At 72.6% G+C, this 19,417-nt stretch carries 1 protein-coding gene; it reads right to left on the reverse strand.

All coding sequences use genetic code 11. From position 1 onward, the window contains the following. Positions 1–50: 50 nt before the first annotated feature. A complete protein-coding gene (locus tag F9C11_RS30515; protein WP_409180802.1) occupies positions 51–19,403 on the reverse strand; it encodes a type I polyketide synthase in 19,353 nt (6,450 codons plus the stop codon). Positions 19,404–19,417 lie beyond the last annotated feature (14 nt).

Genomic DNA, 19,417 nt, shown 5'->3' on the forward strand with positions numbered 1-19,417 from the left:
GGTCAGCCCCTAGCCAGGATGTTCGATGGTTCACGGTCGGCGGCGCGGATTCACTCGAGTCCGTCGACGAGTGCGAACAGCTCGTCGTCGGAGGCGCTCTCAAGCTCTTCCTCGCGCCGTTTCTTGGTCTTCGCGGCGGTCTGGTCGCCGAGGACCTCCAGCAGCCTGCGCAGCCGTTCGCCCGCTTCGGCCCACACCGGTTCGTCGGCCGCCCCGTCCCGCAGCGCGGCTTCGAGCCTGCCGATCTCGGCCAGCACCGGCTCCGCGGCGCCGTCCGGGCCGTCCGGCAGCAGGTCGGTCCGCAGCCACGCGGCGAGTTCGCTCGGGGTCGGGTAGTCGAACACGAGCGTCGCGGGCAGTTGCCGCCCGGTCGCGGCGCCGAGCCGGTTGCGCAGCTCGACCGAGGTCAGCGAGTCGAAACCGAGGTCCTTGAACGCCTTCCGGTCCTCGATCGCCTCCGCCGAGGCGTGCCCGAGCACGATCGCCACCTCGGTGCGCACCAATTCGGCGAGCGCCCGCTCCTGCTCCGCGCGGCCCAGTCCGGCCAGCCGGGCGGCCAGGTCCCCTTCGGGGCGGGCCGACGGCTCGGCCGCGGTGCTCGCCATCCGGCGGATCTCGGGCAGGTCCCGCATCAGCGGCGCGGCGCGCAGCCCCGCCGTGCCCGGCCCCGAGGCGAGTTCGGCCCAGTCGACGTCCATCACGGTGAGCACCGGGTCCGGTCCGCGCAGGGCCTCGCCCAGCGCCCGCGCGGCCAGCCTCGGGTCCATCGCGGGCATCGCGCCGCGTTCGAGCCGTTTGCGCGCCGCCGCGGTGGACTCGGCGAGCCCACCCCCGGCCCAGACGCCCCAGGCCACTGCCAGCCCGGCCAGTCCGCGCGCCCGGCGATGCTCCGCCAACGCGTCCAGGTATGCGTTCGCCGCCGCGTAGTTGCCCTGGCCCGGACCGCCCAGCGTCGAAGCCGCCGACGAGAACAGGACGAACGCGTCCAGGTCGAGATCCGCGGTCAGCTCGTCCAGGTCCTTCGCCGACGCCGCCTTCGCCGCCAGCACCGACTCCAAACGCGACACCGAAAGCCGGTCCAGCACACCGTCGTCCAGCACGCCCGCGGTGTGCAGCACGGAGGACAGCTCCGGACCGCACCACTCGACCAAGCCCGCCAACGCCGACCGCTCCGTGACGTCGCACGCCACCACCTCGACCGAGGCGCCCAGCGCGGCCAGTTCCGCGACGGTCGCGGCGACCCCGCGTGCCGCGGGACCGGAACGGCTCGTCAGCACGACCCGAGGCGCGCCCTGTTCGGCGAGCCACCTCGCGACATGCCCGGCGATCGCGCCGGTGCCGCCGGTGACCAGCGCCGTGCCTCGCGGCGTCCACGGCTGCGCCGCCGGCCGTCCGGCGTGCACGAGCCGACGGCCGAGCACGCCCGCCGGACGGAGCGCGACCTCGGACTCGCCGCATCCGGCGAGCACCGAAACCAGCCGCGCACCCGCACGCTCGTCGAACCTCTCCGGCAGATCGATCAACCCGCCCCACCGGTCCGGATGTTCCAAGCCGACCACGCGGCCCAGACCCCACACCTGCGCCTGCACCGGGCTGACCAGGGTTTCCCCCGGCCCGGCCGCCACCGCGCCCCGAGTCGCCAGCCACAGCGGGGCGGTCGCCCCGGCGTCGCCGAGCGCCTGCACCAGGCCGAGCGTCGCCGCCAAGCCCGCCGGCACCGAGGAATGTCCGTCGACCGGCGTCTCGTCCAGGGCCAGCAGCGACACCACCCCGGACAGCGCATCGCGGTCGAGGTCGGACAGCAGCGCGGCGAACTCGGCACGGTCCACCGTCCCGGCCGGGCATTCGACCACGGTCACGTCCGCGCCCCGGGTTTCCAGCGCTGCCGAGCAATCCCGGGCAGTGTCGGCGTCCGGCGCGACGACGAGCCAGGTCCCGGACAGCACGCGGGCGTCCGGCTCCGGGACCGGGGCCCAGGTGATGCGGTAACGCCAGCTCGCGGTGGTCGACCGGTCCTGCTCGCGTCGCCGCCAGGAGGCCAGCGCGGGCAGCACCTCGTGGAACGGCCGTGTGCTGTCCACCGACAGCGAGTCGGCGAGGCCGCTCAGGTCGCCCCCTTCGACCGCCGCCCAGAACTCGGCGTCGGCCGCGCTGTCCCGGACCTCCGGCGCGCCGGCCTTCGGCAGCTTCAGGATGCCTTCCGGCCAGAACCGCTGCGTGCGGAAGGCGTAGGTCGGCAGGTCCAGCCGCTGGCCGGCGGGCAGCACGGCGTGCCAGTCCACGTGCACGCCGCGCACGAACGCCTGCGCCAGCCCGGCGATCAGGCCGGTGCCGTCCTTGCGCTGCAACGGCACGAACACCGCACCGGCCGGACCCAGCGCCGAGAGCGAACCATCCGGGCCGACCTCCAAGAACACCGAAATACCTTGCGCGACAAGAGACTCCGCCGCATCCCCGAACCGCACCGGACGACGCGTCTGCGCAGGCCAGTAACCGGCCTCGCAATCCGAGACCAGCTCACCGGTCAACGCGCCCGCCCACAGCAGCTCCGGCCGCTCGTAGGTGAGCCCGTCGGCCACCTCGCGCAGCTCGTCCAGCACTGGATCCATGGCGGCGGAATGGAACGCATGGCTGACCCGCAGCCGCCGAACCCGACGCCCGCGCTCCTTCCACAGCGCCACAATCTGGTCAACCGCCTCGGTGTCACCGGAAATCACCACCGACTCCGGACCGTTCACCGCCGCGATCGACATGCCGTCGATCAGCGTTTCGGCCACCTCGGCCTCCGACGCGTTGACCGCCGCCATCGCACCACCGACCGGCAACGCCTGCATCAACCGCGCACGAGTAGCGACCAACCGGCACGCATCAGGCAGAGAAAGCACACCAGCCGCAAACGCCGCAGCCACCTCACCGACCGAATGCCCGACCACCGCATCCGCCCGAACACCCGCCTCCCGCAGCACCTCGAACAGCGCTACCTCGAAGGCGAACAATCCCGCCTGCGCGAACAAGGTCTGATCGCCGTCCCGGGTTCCCGGGTCCAGCACGACTTCCCGGACCGAAACACCCAGTTCCTGCTCCAGCAGATCCGAAACCCGGTCGAAGGCGCCGGCGAACACCGGGTTCGCCTCGTAGAGGTCCCAACCCATGCCCGCCCACTGCGAACCCTGGCCCGCGAACACCAGACCCACCCGGACACCCGGATCCGCGACGCCCGACACCACCGAACCCGACGACACCCCGGCCGCCAGATCCGACAAACCACTCAGCACGTCGTCCCCGACCACCACCGCCCGGTGCTCAAACACCGACCGCGTCGTAGCCAACGACCACCCGACATCCACCGGATCCAACCCACGCCCAACGACCCACTCGCGAAGCCGACCCGCCTGCGCGAGCAACCCGTCCGCGCTGCGGCCCGACAGCACCCAGGCCGTGGGTTCGCCGGTCGGCGCCGCGGCCGCGGGCTCCGGCGCGGGAGCCTCCTCGATGATGACGTGCGCGTTGGTGCCGCTCATGCCGAACGCGGAAACACCGGCGCGGCGCGGATGCCCGTTGGGCCGCCACGGCGTGCTCTCGGTCAGCAGCTCGACCTGACCGGCCGTCCAGTCCACATGGGACGACGGCGTCTCGGCGTGCAACGTGCGCGGAATCTCCTGATGCTGCAACGCCAGCACCATCTTGATCACGCCCGCCACACCAGCCGCCGCCTGCGTGTGGCCAATGTTGGACTTGACCGAGCCCAGCCACAACGGACGCTCCCGATCCCGGCCATACGTCGCCAGCAACGCCTGCGCCTCGATCGGATCCCCGAGCTTCGTCCCCGTACCGTGCGCCTCCACCACGTCCACCTCGGACGCCGACAACCCCGCATTCGCCAACGCCGCACGAATAACCCGCTGCTGCGAAGGACCATTCGGCGCCGTCAACCCATTCGACGCGCCGTCCTGATTCACCGCCGAACCCCGCACCACCGCCAGCACCCGATGGCCGTTGCGCTCGGCCTCGGAAAGCCGTTCGACGACCAGCATGCCCACGCCTTCGCCCCAGCCGGTGCCGTCGGCGTCGTCGGAGAACGCCCGGCACCGCCCGTCGGTGGAAAGCCCCTGCTGGCGCGAGAAGTCGACGAAGGTGCCGGGGTTGGCCATCACGGTGACCCCGCCGGCCAGCGCCAGCGAGCACTCGCCCGACCGCACCGCCTGAACCGCGAGATGCAGCGCCACCAACGACGACGAACACGCCGTGTCGATCGTGACCGCAGGCCCTTCCAGACCGAGCACATAGGACACCCGCCCCGACAGCACGCTCGTGGAGTTGCCCGTCATCAGGTGTCCTTCGGCACCGGAACCGGCTTGGCCGGACAGGGTGACGCCGAACCCGTAGCCGGAAGCGAAGCCGCCGGCGAACACGCCGGTCGTGGTGCCCTTGAGCGCGGCGGGGTCGATTCCGGAGCGCTCCAGCGCTTCCCACGAGGTCTGCAGGAGCAGCCGCTGCTGCGGGTCCATCGCCAGCGCCTCGCGCGGGCTGATCCCGAAGAACGCCGCGTCGAACTCCGTGGCGTCGCGCAGGAACGCGCCCGACTGCGTGTAGGAGGTGCCGGCGCTGCCCCGGTCGGGGTCGTAGAACCCTTCCAGGTCCCAGCCGCGGTCAGTGGGGAACGCGCCCACCGCGTCCGTGCCCGAACGCAACAACTCCCAGAACTCGTCCGGACTCGCCGCACCACCCGGGAACCGGCACGCCATTCCCACGATCGCCAACGGCTCGTCCACCGGCGCCGCAGCCACGGGAGCCGCAGCCGCGGGGGCGGTCAGGCCGCCGGTCAGTTCCTCGCGGAGGAACGCGGCCAGCGCCACCGGCGTCGGGTAGTCGAACACCACCGTGGCGGGCAGCCGCAGCTTGGTGGCCGCGCCCAGCCGGTTGCGCAGCTCGACCGAGGTCAGCGAGTCGAAACCGAGGTCCTTGAACGCCTTCCGGTCCTCGATCGCCTCCGCCGAGGCGTGCCCGAGCACGATCGCCACCTCGGTGCGCACCAATTCGGCGAGCATCCGCTCCTGCTCCGCCGGGTTCAGCGCGGCCAGCGTGCGGGCGAGGTCGCCCTCTCCGCGCGCGGTGTCCGCGGCGGCTTTCGCGGAGCCGAGCCGCCGCACTTCCGGCAGCTCCTGCACCAACGGCGCGTTCCGCAACTCGGCGGACGACTCCAGCTGTGCCCAGTCGACGTCCATCACGGTGACCGCGGCGTCCGGCCCGTCGAGGGCTTCGCCGAGCGCCCGCGCGGCGAGCTGCGGGTCCATCGCGGGCATCAGGCCGCGCTTGACCCGTTCCCGCACGACCTCGCTCGATTCGGCGAAACCGCCGCCGGCCCAGACGCCCCAGGCCACTGTCAGCCCGGGCAGCCCGCGCGCCCGGCGATGCTCCGCCAACGCGTCCAAATACGCGTTCGCCGCCGCATAATTCCCCTGACCCGGACCGCCCAGCGTCGAAGCCGCCGACGAAAACAGCACGAACGCATCCAGATCAAGATCCGCCGTCAGCTCATCCAGATCCTTCGCCGACGCCGCCTTCGCCGCCAGCACCGTCTCCAGACGCGACACCGACAACCGGTCCACCACACCGTCATCCAGCACCGCAGCGGTGTGCAGCACCGAAGACAACTCCGGACCACACCACTCGACCAAACCAGCCAACGCCGGCCGATCGGTGACGTCACACGCCACCACGTCGACGGAGGTGCCCCGCTCGGCGAGCAGCGCCGCCGTGCCCGCGACGTCCCGCGCACCGGCGCCGGAACGGCTGGTCAGCACCACGCGCGGCGCGCCACGCTCGGCCAGCCAGTGCGACACGTGGCCCGCGATCGCGCCGGTCCCGCCGGTGATCAGCACCGCGCCCCGGGGCGACCAGCCCTCGGCGTCCCGGCCCCGCGCGGCGCGGCCCAGCCGGCGGCCGAGCACACCCGCCGGCCGGATGGCCACCTCGGGTTCCCCGGCCCCGGCGAGCACCGAAACCAGCCGCGCACCCGCACGCTCGTCGAACCTCTCCGGCAGATCGATCAACCCGCCCCACCGGTCCGGATGTTCCAAGCCGACCACGCGGCCCAGACCCCACACCTGCGCCTGCACCGGGCTGACCAGGGTTTCCCCCGGCCCGGCCGCCACCGCGCCCCGGGTCGCCAGCCACAGCGGGGCGTCGATGAGCGCGTCGCCGAGCGCCTGCACCAGGCCGAGCGTGGAGGCCAATCCCCCGGCCACGGCGGGATGTCCCGGCGCCGGGGTCTCGTCCAAGGCCAGCAGCGACAGCACGCCGCGCACCTCGGCGGGATCGACGTCGTCGAACTCGGCCGCGATCTCGAGGCGGTCCGCCGTGCCGGCCGGGAGCCGGATCACCCGGGTCTCCGCGCCGCGCGAGGACAACGCCTCCGCGTAGCCGGCGACGTCGTGGTCCGCCGGGGCGACGAGCAGCCACGCGCCGGTCAGCGGCCGCGGGTCGAGTCCCTCGACCGGCGTCCAGTTGATCCGGTAGCGCCAGTCCGCGGTGGCCGAACGGTTCTGCTCGCGCCGCCGCCAGGAAGCCAGCGCGGGCAGCACCTCGCCGAGCTTCGTGTGGTCCTCGAGGGACAGCCGGTCGGCGAGGTCGGCGAGGTCGCCGTTCTCCACCGCCGCCCAGAATTCGGCGTCGGCGGCGGAGGCGGGGCTGTCGTCCGCACCGGCCTTCGGCATCGCCAGGATGCCGTCGGGCCAGTAACGCTGGTGCTGGAAGGCGTAGGTCGGCAGCTGCACGCGGTTTCCCTGGGGAATCAACGTGCTCCAGTCCACACCTACACCCTGCACGAACGCCTGTGCCAGCCCGGCGATCAGACCGGTGCCGTCCTTGCGCTGCAACGGCACGAACACCGCACCGGCCGGACCCAGCGCCGAGAGCGAACCGTCCGGGCCGACCTCCAGGAACACCGACACCCCTTGCGCGACAAGAGACTCCACCGCATCCCCGAACCGCACCGGGCGACGCGTCTGCGCAGGCCAATACTCAGCCTCGCACTCCGTCAGCACTTCACCGGTCAACGCACCCGCCCACAACAGTTCCGGACGCTCGTAGGTGAGCCCCTCGGCCACCTCGCGCAGTTCCGCCAGCACCGGATCCATGGCGGCGGAATGGAACGCATGACTGACCCGCAACCGCCGAACCCGGGACCCGCGCTCCTTCCACAACGATACGATCTGATCGACCGCCTCGGTGTCACCGGAAACCACCACTGATTCCGGCCCGTTGACCGCCGCGATCGACACACCGTCGACCAGCGACTCCAGCACCTCGGCCTCCGGAGCGTTGACCGCCGCCATCGCACCACCCACCGGCAACGCCTGCATCAACTGCGCACGCGCAGCGACCAACCGGCACGCATCAGGCAGAGAAAGCACACCAGCCGCATGTGCCGCGGCGACCTCACCGACCGAATGCCCGACCACCGCATCCGCCCGAACACCCGCCGCCCGCAACACCTCGAACAGGGCCACCTCGAAGGCAAACAACCCCGCCTGCGCGAACAAGGTCTGATCACTGCCCGGCGTCTCCGAATCCAGAACTACGTCCCGGACCGAAACACCCAACTCCAGCTCCAACAGACCCGAAACCCGGTCAAACACCTCCGCAAACACCGGACTCGACTCATACAAACCACGGCCCATGCCCGCCCACTGCGAACCCTGACCCGCAAACACCAAACCCACCCGAACACCCGGATCAGCAACCCCGGACACCACCGAACCCGACGACACCCCGGCCGCCAGATCCGACAAACCACTCAGCACGTCGTCCCCGACCACCACCGCCCGGTGCTCGAACACCGACCGCGTCGTAGCCAACGACCACCCGACATCCACCGGATCCAACCCACGCCCAACCACCCACTCGCGAAGCCGACCCGCCTGCGCGAGCAACCCGTCCGCGCTGCGACCCGACAGCACCCAAGGCCGCACCCCCGACACCACCGGAGCCGGATCCGCCGCCGGAACCTCCTCGGCGGCAGGCGCTTCCTCGACGATCACATGCGCATTGGTCCCGCTGATCCCGAACGCCGACACGCCCGCCCGGCGAACCCGTCCCTCGGATTCCCAGGCCACGTTCTCCGTCAGCAGCTCGACCTGACCCGCCGTCCAGTCCACATGCGACGAAGGCGTCTCGACATGCAACGTCCGCGGAATCTCCTTGTTCCGCAACGCCAACACCATCTTGATCACGCCCGCCACCCCAGCCGCCGCCTGCGTGTGGCCAATGTTCGACTTCACCGAGCCCAGCCACAATGGACGGTCCCCAGCGCGTTCCTGGCCGTAAGTCGCCAGCAACGCCTGCGCCTCGATCGGATCGCCCAGCGTCGTACCGGTGCCGTGCGCCTCCACCACGTCCACCTCGGACGCCGACAACCCGGCATTCGCCAATGCCGCGCGAATAACACGCTGCTGAGAAGGACCGTTCGGCGCGGACAGGCCGTTGGACGCACCGTCCTGGTTGATCGCGCTTCCCCGCACCACGGCGAGGACTTCGTGGCCCTTGCGCCGGGCATCGGAGAGCCGTTCGACGACCAGCATGCCCACGCCCTCGGCCCAGCCGGTGCCGTCGGCGTCGTCGGAGAACGCCCGGCACCGCCCGTCCACGGACAAGCCCTGCTGGCGCGAGAACTCGACAAAGGAGAACGGAGTCGCCATCACCGTGACCCCGCCGGCCAGCGCCAGCGAGCACTCGCCCGACCGCACCGCCTGAACCGCGAGATGCAGCGCCACCAACGACGACGAACACGCCGTGTCGATCGTGACCGCCGGTCCTTCCAAACCGAGCACATAGGACAGTCGCCCGGACAGCACACTGGTGGAGTTGCCCGTCATCAGGTGCCCCTCGACCCCGGCGCCGTCCTGACCGGTCAGCGCCATGCCGATGGCGTAGCCGGAGCCGAAACCGCCCGCGAACACACCGGTGGCGCTGCCCTTGAGCGTGGTCGGGTCGATCCCGGCGCCTTCCAACGCCTGCCAGGCGGTTTCCAGCAGCAACCGCTGCTGCGGATCCATCGCCAGCGCCTCGCGCGGGCTGATCCCGAAGAATCCGGCGTCGAAACCGGTGGCGTCCCGCAGGAAAGCACCGGAACGGGTGTAGGTGGTGCCCTCGCTCTCCCGGTCGGGGTCGTAGAACCCCTCCAAATCCCAGCCGCGGTCGGTCGGGAACGCACCCACCGCGTCCGTGCCCGAACGCAACAACTCCCAGAACTCGTCCGGACTCGCCGCACCACCCGGGAACCGGCACGCCATCCCCACGATCGCCAACGGCTCGTCCGCCGGCGCCACGGGAGCCGCCGGCGCCGCGACCTGTTCCCGGTCGCCCGTCAGCTCGCCGCGCAGGAAACCGGCCAGCGCGAGCGGCGTCGGGTAGTCGAACACCAGCGTGGCGGGCAGCCGCAGCTTGGTGGCCGCGTTGAGCTGGTTGCGCAATTCCACCGAGGTCAGCGAGTCGAACCCGAGGTCCCGGAACGCCTGCCGGGCCTGCACCATCTCCGCCGACGCGTGTCCGAGGACGACCGCGGCCTGCGCGCGGACCACGTCGGTCAGCACGCGCTCCTGTTCGGCGTGGCTGAGCCCGGCGAGCCGCTGCGACAGCTCTCCCGCCGCCGGGGCCGAGGTCCGGTTCGCCGCGGCGTCGGCGGCCAGCCGGCGGATCTCCGGCAGGTCCCGCACCAGCGGCATCCGGTGCACTTCGGCGGTGCCCGCGGCGGACCCGAGCCGGTCCCAGTCCACGTCCATCACGGTGACCACGGGGTCGGCGCCCGCCAGCGACTCGGCCAGCGCGCGCACGGCGAGCCTCGGCTCCATCGCGGGCATCGGGATGCGGCGCATCCGCGACCGGATGGCCTCGTTCGAATCGGCCAGCCCGGTCCCGCCCCACAGCCCCCAGGCGACCGACAGCCCGGCCAGCCCGCGCGCCCGGCGATGCTCCGCCAACGCGTCCAAATACGCGTTCGCCGCCGCGTAATTCCCCTGACCCGGACCGCCCAGCGTCGAAGCCGCCGACGAAAACAGCACGAACGCATCCAGATCAAGATCCGCCGTCAACTCATCCAGATAACCCGCCGACGCCGCCTTCGCCGCCAGCACCGTCTCCAGACGCGACACCGACAACCGGTCCACCACACCGTCATCCAGCACCGCAGCGGTGTGCAGCACCGAAGACAACTCCGGACCACACCACTCGACCAAACCAGCCAACGCCGGCCGATCGGTGACATCGCAGGAAACCACGTCCACCGCGGCGCCCTGCTCCGCCAGCAACGCCGCCGTCTCGGCGACGCCGGCCGCGGCGGGCCCGGAGCGTCCGGTCAGCACCAGGCGCGGCGCGCCCTGCTCAGCCAGCCACCGCGACACATGCCCGGCGATCGCGCCGGTGCCGCCGGTGACCAGCGCCGTGCCTCGCGGCGACCAGGTCCGGCCCGCACGCGGGCGAGGCGCCCGCGACAGACGGCGGCCGAGAATCCCGGCCGGGCGCAGGGCCACCTCGGGCTCCCCCGCCCCGGCGAGCACCGACACGAGCCGCGCACCCGCACGCTCGTCGAAAGCCTCCGGCAGGTCGATCAGCCCGCCCCACCGCTCCGGGTGCTCCAGGCCGACCACTCGGCCCAGGCCCCAGACCTGCGCCTGCACCGGGTTCGTCAGCGTCTCGCCCAGCCCGGCCGCCACGGCGCCTCGAGTGAGCACCCACAGCGGCACGTTCTGCCCGGCGTCGCCGAGCGCTTGCACCAGGCCGAGCGTCGCCGCCAAGCCCACCGGCACCGAGGGATGCCCGGCCACCGGCGACTCGTCCAGCGCCAGCAGCGAAACCACCCCGGACAGCTCGCCGAATTCGGCTCCGGCCAGGATTTCGGCCCGGTCCACGACACCGGCCGGCACCTCGGCCACGACGACCTCGGCGCCGCGCGCGGACAACGCGGCCGCGCACACCGGCTCGACGCCCTCGGGAACCACCAGCAGCCAGGCGCCGGTCAGCGACCCGGTCCCGGGTTCCGCGACCGCGGCCCAGCCGACCCGGTAGCGCCAGTTCGCGGCGGTCGAACGGTCCTGCTCCCGGCGGTGCCAAGACGCCAGCGCGGGCAGCACCTCGTTGAACGGGCGTGCCCCTTCCAGCGACAGCGTTTCGCCGAGCGAAGCCAGGTCGCCCTTCTCCACGGCAGACCAGAATTCGGCGTCCGCCGCGGAGCTGACGAGCCGGCCGTCGCCAGAGGATTTGGCTGTCGGCAAGGGACGCGCACCGGCGGGCCAGTACCGCTGGTGCTGGAACGCGTAGGTGGGCAAATCGATGCGCCGCCCGGCAGGCAGCAGCACGGCCCAGTCCACCGAGGCACCGCGCACGAAGGCTTCGGCCATCGACCGGACCACTCGGGCGGCGCTGTCGTCGCCGCGCCGCAGGGTGCCGCACACCGCGGCCGCCACCGCGCCGGGGCCGGCGGCGGCCGCGGCGTCCTCGACTGTGTCGTTCGTCGCGCCGAGAAGCACCGGATGCGGCGTCACCTCGACGAACAGCTGGTAGCCGCGGTCGGCGAGGATGCGCACGGCGCGCTCGTAGTACACCGGCGCGCGCAGGCTTTCGTACCAGTAGCCAGCGTCGAGTTCTTCGCCGGTGAGGTTCTCCCCGGTCATCGCCGAAACCATCGGCACCCGGCCCTTGCGCGGCTCGATCCCCGCCAGCACCGCGCGGATCTCCTCCTCCAGGCTTTCCACCTGCGCACAATGCGACGCGTAATCCACCGCGACCATCCGCGCCCGCACGCCGTCGGCGTCCAGTTCGGACTTCAGCTCCGCCAACGCCTCCGGCGCACCGGAAACCACCACCGCGGACGGGCCGTTCACCGCGGCGAGCGACAGCCGCTCGCCCCACCGGCCCAGCCGCTCTTCCACTTCGGCGGCAGCAGCGCTCACCGACAACATGCCGCCCAAGCCCGCCAACGCCTTCAACGACTTCGACCGCAGCGCAACAACCTTCGCACCGTCCTCAATGGACAGCATCCCGGCAACCGTCGCCGCGGCGATCTCGCCCTGCGAATGCCCGATCACGGCATCCGGACGGACGCCAGCCGCCTCCCACATCGCGGCGAGAGACACCATCACCGCCCACAACGCGGGCTGCACGACGTCCGCCGACTCCAGCTCGCCTTCGAGCACCTCCGACAGCTTCCAGTCCACAAAGGACTCCAACGCCGCCTCGCACTCCGCCAGCCGCGCCGCGAACGCCGGACTCGCCTGTGCCAGCTCCCGCCCCATCCCGACCCACTGCGATCCCTGGCCGGCGAACACGAACGCCACTCGGGTGCTGGACTCCGACACCCCCGAGACCACCTCGGCCGAGGTCTCCCCGGCGGCCAGGCTTTCGAGCCCGCCGGACGGCTCGCCGACGACCACCGCGCGGTGTTCGAACACCGACCGGGCGGTGGCCAGAGACCAGCCCACGTCGACCGGGTCCGCGTCCCGGTTCGCCAGCGCCCATTCGCGCAACCGGCCCGCCTGCGCCGCCAGCGCGGCGCCGGACCGGCCGGACAGCACCCACGCGCCCGCGCCGGACAGCACCGGCTCCGGAGCCGCGGTCTCGGCGTCCTCGGCGGCCTCGGAACCAGGGGCTTCTTCCATGATCACGTGCACGTTGGTGCCGCTGACGCCGAACGCCGAAACCCCGGCGCGGCGGACCCGGTCACCGGGCGTCCACGGTCGTTTTTCGGTCAGCAGCCGGACATCTCCGGCCTCCCAGTCCACATGCGACGAAGGCGCGTCCACGTGCAGCGTTTGCGGAAGCTCTTCGTGCCGCAACGCGAGCACCATCTTGATCACGCCCGCCACGCCGGCCGCGGCCTGGGTGTGCCCGATGTTGGACTTGACCGAGCCCAGCCACAACGGACGATCCCGATCCCGGCCATACGTCGCCAGCAACGCCTGCGCCTCGATCGGATCGCCCAGCGTCGTTCCCGTGCCGTGCGCCTCCACCACGTCCACCTCGGACGCCGAAACACCCGCATTCGCCAACGCCGCACGAATAACGCGCTGCTGCGAAGGACCATTCGGTGCCGTCAGACCGTTCGACGCACCGTCCTGGTTGACCGCGGAACCTCGCACCACAGCCAGCACCGGGTGCCCGTTGCGCCGGGCATCCGACAGCCGCTCCAGCACCAGCATGCCCGCACCCTCGGCCATGCCCATGCCGTCCGCGGCGTCCGCGAACGCCTTCGACCGGCCGTCGGCCGCGAGACCGCGAGCGTGGGAGAAGGCCAGGAACCCGTCCGGGCTGGCCATGACCGTGGCCCCGCCGGCCAGCGCCAGCGAGCATTCGCCGCCGCGCAGCGCCTGAGTCGCCAGATGCAGCGCGACCAGGGAAGACGAGCACGCGGTGTCCACGGTGACGGCCGGGCCTTCCAGGCCGAGCGCATAGGAAACCCGGCCGGACAGCACGCTGGCCGCGTTGCCGGTCATCAGGTGCGAGCCGAGGTTCTCCAGCTCCTCCTCGTCCTCCATGCTGAGCGCCAGGTAGGACGAGCCGTAGCCGCCGACGAACGCGCCGGTCTGGGAGCCGCGCAGCGTCGCCGGGTCGATCCCGGCGCGTTCGAACGCCTCCCACGAGGTCTCCAGCAGCAACCGCTGCTGCGGGTCCATCGCCAGCGCCTCGCGCGGGCTGATCCCGAAGAACCCGGGGTCGAACGCGCTGGCCTCCCGGAGGAAACCGCCGACCTGCGTGTAGGAAGTCCCCGTGCGTTCGGAATCCGGGTCGTAGAGCGCTTCCAGGTCCCACCCGCGGTCGGTCGGGAAGGTGGAGAGCCCTTCGCCGCCGGCGGCGAGCATCTCCCACAGCGTCTCGGGGCTGGTCGCGCCGCCGGGGAACCGGCAGGCCATGCCGACGATCGCGATCGGCTCGCCGTCCGCCGCCGCCCGCGGCGCCGGTGCGGCGGCGGGCGTCGCGGCGCCGGCGAGGTCGCCTAGGTCGTCCAGGTCGTCGGCGAGCTGCTCCCACAGGAAACCGGCCAGCGCCACCGGGTTCGGGTAGTCGAAGACCAGCGTGGCGGGCAGCCGCAGCCCGGTCGCCGGGTTCAGCCGATTCCGGAACTCGACCGCGATCAGCGAGTCGAACCCGAGGTCGGTGAACGGTTTGCCCGGCTCGATCGCGTCGCCCGAGGAGTGCCCGAGCACCGCGGCCGCGTGCGTGCGGACCAGGTCGACCAGCACCCGGTCGCGTTCCGCCCCGGCCAGCCCGGCGAGTTCGCGGCGCAGCCCGTCGGAAGCGCCGGCGCCCCCGGCGCCCGCGGCGGCGGCCGCGCGGCGCGGGATGAACTCGTCGGCCAGCACCTTCCACAGCGCCGGGATGCCGGTCGCGGCGGCCTGCGCGCGCAGCGCCGCCTTGTCCAGCCGCGCGGTGACGAGGTTCGCGTCGGCCCGGCCGAGCGCGAGGTCGAGCAGCACGAGGCCTTCCTGCTCGTCCAGGGCCATCAGACCGGAACCGGTCATCCGGCGCAGCATGACCTCGTCGAGGTCGCGGCCGATGCCCGCCTCGGGCATCCACGGCCCCCAGGCGAGCGAGGTGCCCGCGAGCCCGGACGCGCGGCGGTGCGCGGCCAGCGCGTCGAGGAAAGCGTTGCCCGCGGCGTAGTTCGCCTGCCCGGCGCCACCGAAGGCGGCGGCGACCGAGGAGAAGACCACGAAGGCGGTCAGGTCGAGGTCGCGGGTCAGCTCGTGCAGATGCCAGCCGGCGTCGACCTTGGGGCGCATTACGGAGACGAGCCGCTCCGGCGTCAGCGATTCGACCATGCTGTCGTCGATGACGCCCGCGGCGTGGAACACCGAGCCGAGCGGACAGTCCGCCGGAACGGCGTCCACCACCGCGGCCAGCGCGTCGCGGTCCGCCGCGTCGCACGCGACGATCCGCACGGAAGCGCCGCGCTCGGCCAGGTCGGCCGCGGTGGCGGCCGCTCCCTCCGCGCCCGCGCCGGAACGGCTGAGCAGGAGCACCCCGGCGGCCCGGCGGGTGGTCACCAGGTGCCGGGCCACGACCCCGCCCAGCGTTCCGGTGCCTCCGGTGATCAGCGCGGTGCGCGCGTCCGGCGCGGCTGCGATGCCGGCCGGGTCGGGCGCCGCCAGTTCGCCGGCCGGGCGGGTCAGCCGCCGGCCGTGCGCCTGTCCGTCGCGGACAGCCAGTTCCGGTTCCCCGCTGCCCAGCGCGGCGGCCAGCGCGGCGACCTCCCCTGCCCCGGAGAGGTCGGCCAGCACGATCCGCTCCGGGTTCTCCAGCTGCGCGGACCGCAGCAGACCCCAGACCGCGCCGGACGCCACGTCCGGCAGGTCCTCCCCGGCCCGCACGACGACCGCGCCCCGGGTGAGCACGACCAGGCGCGCCGGTTCGAGCCTCGGCTCGGCAAGCACGGCCTGCGTCGCTTCGAGGGCGTGCGCGGTGACGTGCCGGGTCGCGGCCGGCACGTCGTCGGTGTCGCCCTGCACGCACGACAGCACGAGCGCCGGAACGGTCTCGGCGGCGGCCAGCTGTGCGACGTCTTCGTAGGCCTGCACCGGAATCCCGGCCGCACCGAGTTCCTCGGCCACGCCGAACAGGTCGGCGCCGACGAGCGCCCAGTCGCCGCCGGGGATGTTCTTCTCCGCCAACGGCGTCCACTCGACGGTGAAGAACGCTTCCTTCAGCCAAGCGTCCCCGGCCCGCAACTGCTCCGGCGAGACCGGCCGGGTCACCAGCGAACCCACGGAAACCACCGCGCGGCCGTCGGCGTCCGCACCGGACATGCTCAGGTTGCCCTGCGCGTCCCGGCGCAACCGGACCCGCAGCGTCGCGGCGCCCCGGGAGTGCAATTGCACGCCTGTCCAGGCGAACGGCATCCGGATCTGGCCCTGATCGCTGTCGCCGTCCGCGTCCGGCTTCGCCGCGTCCGCGACGACTCCGGCCAGCAACGCCGAGTCCAGCAGCACCGGATGCAGCCCGTACGCTTCCGCGTCCGCGGCCACCTGCTCCGGCAGCGCGACCTCGGCGAAGATGTCCTCGCCGCGCAGCCAAACCGCCCGCAGCCCTTGGAAGGCCGGGCCGTACACGTCGGCGAGATGCACCGAGTACAGATCGGAGATGTCGACCGCGGCGGCGTCCCGCGGCGGCCACACCGCGAGGTCCGCGGTCGAGACGGGGCTGTCGGATGCGGCGGCGATCACCGCGGCCGCGTTCTTCTCCCACTCGTGGTCCTCGTCCGGCCGGTCGAGCCGGGAGAAGACGTTCACGTCGCGACGGCCGGTGCTGTCGGCCGCGGACACCACGACCTGCACCTGCACGCCGGTGTTGTCCGCGGACAGCACCAGCGGCGCCTGCAAGGTCAATTCTTCGACCAGCGCGCAGCCGACCTGCCGGCCGGCCTGCGCGACCAGTTCGGCGAATCCGGTGCCGGGCAGCAAAACGACGCCGCCCACGGCGTGGTCGCCCAGCCACGGGTGCGAACGCAGCGAAAGCCGGCCCGTGCAGGCGAGCACGCCGCCGTCGGCCAGTTCCACCACCGCGCCCAGCAGCGGGTGCCCGGCGGTGCCGAGGCCCAGCGACGCCGGGTCGCCGCCGCCGGTCTTGGCTCCGGGCAGCCCGAGGGTGCCCTTCGGCCAGTAACGCTCATGGCGGAACGCGTAAGTGGGCAGTTCCACCCGCTCTCCGGCGGGGAGCACGGCCGTCCAGTCCACCGCGGCCCCGGCGGCGAAAGCCTCGGCCAGCGAGGTCAGCAGCCGGGTCGCGCCGCCGTCGTCCCGGCGCAGCGTGGCGCACACGGCGGCGGGCTGGGTGCCCGGACCCGCTTCGGCGGCGGCCGCGTCGAGGGTGTCAGTCATGGAGGCCAGCAGCACCGGGTGCGGCGTGACCTCGACGAACAGTTGGTGGCCCATGCCCGCGAGAGTGCGGACCGCCTTTTCGAAGCGGACCGTGGCGCGCAGGCTGTCGTACCAGTACCCGGCGTCGAGCGCGGCGCCGTCGAGCAGTTCGCCGGTGACGGCCGAGACGAGCGGCACCCGTCCGGTCCGCGGGCGCACCTCGGCGAGCAGGGACTTGATCTCGTCTTCGAGCTGTTCGACCTGCGCGCAGTGCGAGGCGTAGTCCACCTTCACCAGGCGCTCGCGGATCCCGTCCGCCTGAAGCTGCGCACGCAGCTCGCCCAGCGCTTCGATCTCGCCGGAGACCACCACCGTCGAAGGACCGTTGATCACGGCGACAGAAAGCCGCCCGTCCCACGCCCGCAGCCGCTCTTCGACGCGTTCGACCGGCTCGGTGACCGACAGCATGCCGCCGATGCCGGTGATCGCCCGCAGCGCCCGCGAACGCAGCGCCACCACCTTCGCACCGTCCTCAAGGGACAGAATGCCCGCCACCGTGGCAGCCGCGATCTCGCCCTGCGAGTGGCCGACGACAGCTTCGGGGACGACCCCGGCCGCTTCCCACACCGCGGCCAGCGACACCATCACCGCCCAGAGCGCGGGCTGCACCAGGTCCGCCGACTCCAGCTCGTCCTGGAGCACTTCGGACAGTTTCCAGTCCGCGAAGGGCTCCAGCGCTCGCTCGCATTCGGCGAGGCGTGCCGCGAAAACGGGACTGACCCGCGCCAGCTCGCGGCCCATGCCCAGCCACTGCGAACCCTGGCCGGGGAACACGAACACCGTCCGGGCCTGCCCGTGCGCGACGCCGGTCACGACCGAGGAGACCGTCTCCCCGGCGGTCAGCTCGCGCAGGCCGGCGACCAGCTCCGCGCGTTCGGCGCCGATCACCACGGCGCGGTGTTCGAAGACGGAGCGGGTGCCGGCGAGCGACCAGGCGAGGTCCGTCGCGGACAGTTCGGGGCGGCTCTCCGTCCAGTCGAGCAGCCGTGCGGCCTGCGCGTGCAGACCGTCCGCCGACCGGCCGGAGACCGGCCAGGCGACCGCACCCGAGACCACCGGGGTCCGGGCTTCGGCGGTGTCCTGCGGTTGGTCCTCGGCGTTGTCGTCAGCCTCGGGTTCTTCCAAGGGCGGAGCTTCTTCGATGATGAAGTGCGCGTTCGTTCCGCTCACCCCGAACGAGGACACGCCGCCCCGGCGGGTCCGTTCGCCGGACGGCCACGGCTGCGCTTCCGACAGCAGCCGGACGTCCCCGGCCGACCAGTCGATGTGCGGCGACGGCTCGTCGGCGTGCAAGGTCTGCGGCATGCGCTCGTGCTGCAGCGCGAGCACTGTCTTGATCACGCCCGCGACCCCGGCCGCGGCCTGGGTGTGGCCGAAGTTCGACTTCACCGAGCCCAGCCACGTCGGACGGCCTTCCGCCCGGTCCTGGCCGTAGGTGGCGATCACCGCCTGCGCCTCGATCGGGTCGCCCAGCGTCGTCCCCGTGCCGTGCGCCTCCACCAGGTCGACGTCCTGCGGCGAAAGCCGGGCGCTGGCGAGCGCCGCGCGGATCACCCGCTGCTGCGAGGGGCCGTTCGGCGCGGCGAGGCCGTTGGAGGCGCCGTCCTGGTTGACCGCGGAACCCCGCACCACCGCCAGCACCGGATGCCCGTTGCGCCGGGCGGCCGACAGCCGCTCCAGCACGAGCATGCCCGCGCCCTCGGAGACGCCCATGCCGTCGGCGTCGGCGGAGAACGCCTTGCAGCGTCCGTCCGAGGCCAGGCCGAGCTGGCGCGCGAACTGGGTGAACATGATCGGGATCGCGGTGACGGTGACCCCGCCGGCGAGGGCGAGGTCGCACTCGCCGGTGCGGATCGACTGGCAGGCGAGGTGCAGTGCCACCAGCGAGGACGAGCACGCGGTGTCGACGGTGACCGCGGGCCCTTCCAGGCCCAGCGAGTAGGACACCCGGCCGGAGATGACCGAGGTCGAGGTCCCGGTCATCAGGTGGACGTCCAGGTCCTCTTCGGCGGCGAAGCCGTAGCCGGACAGCGCCGCGCCCGCGAACACGCCGGTCTGCGAGCCGCGCAGCGAAGCCGGGTCGAGCCCCGCCCGCTCCAGCGCTTCCCAGCAGACCTCCAGCAGCACCCGCTGCTGCGGGTCCATCGCGACCGCCTCGCGCGGGCTGACCCCGAAGAATCCGGCGTCGAATCCGCTGGCGTCGTCGATGAACCCGGCCTCGGGCTTGGGCACCGTGCCGTCCGGCTCGCGGCCGAACAGCGCCTCGGCGTCCCAGCCGCGGTCGTCGGGGAACCCGGCGACGCCGTCGGCCCCGGTGGAGAGCAGCCGCCAGAACTCCTTCGGCGACGTCACCCCGCCGGGATAGCGGCACCCGATGCCGACGATCGCGATCGGCTCGCCGTAGCGGTCCTCGACGTCACGAAGGCGCTGACGCGTCTCGTGCAGATTCGTCGTCACCCATTTCAGGTAATCCCGGAGCTTCGCCTCGTCTGCCATCGGTTCTCACCATT

The sequence above is a fragment of the Amycolatopsis sp. VS8301801F10 genome (assembly GCF_046195355.1).
Lineage (GTDB): Bacteria > Actinomycetota > Actinomycetes > Mycobacteriales > Pseudonocardiaceae > Amycolatopsis.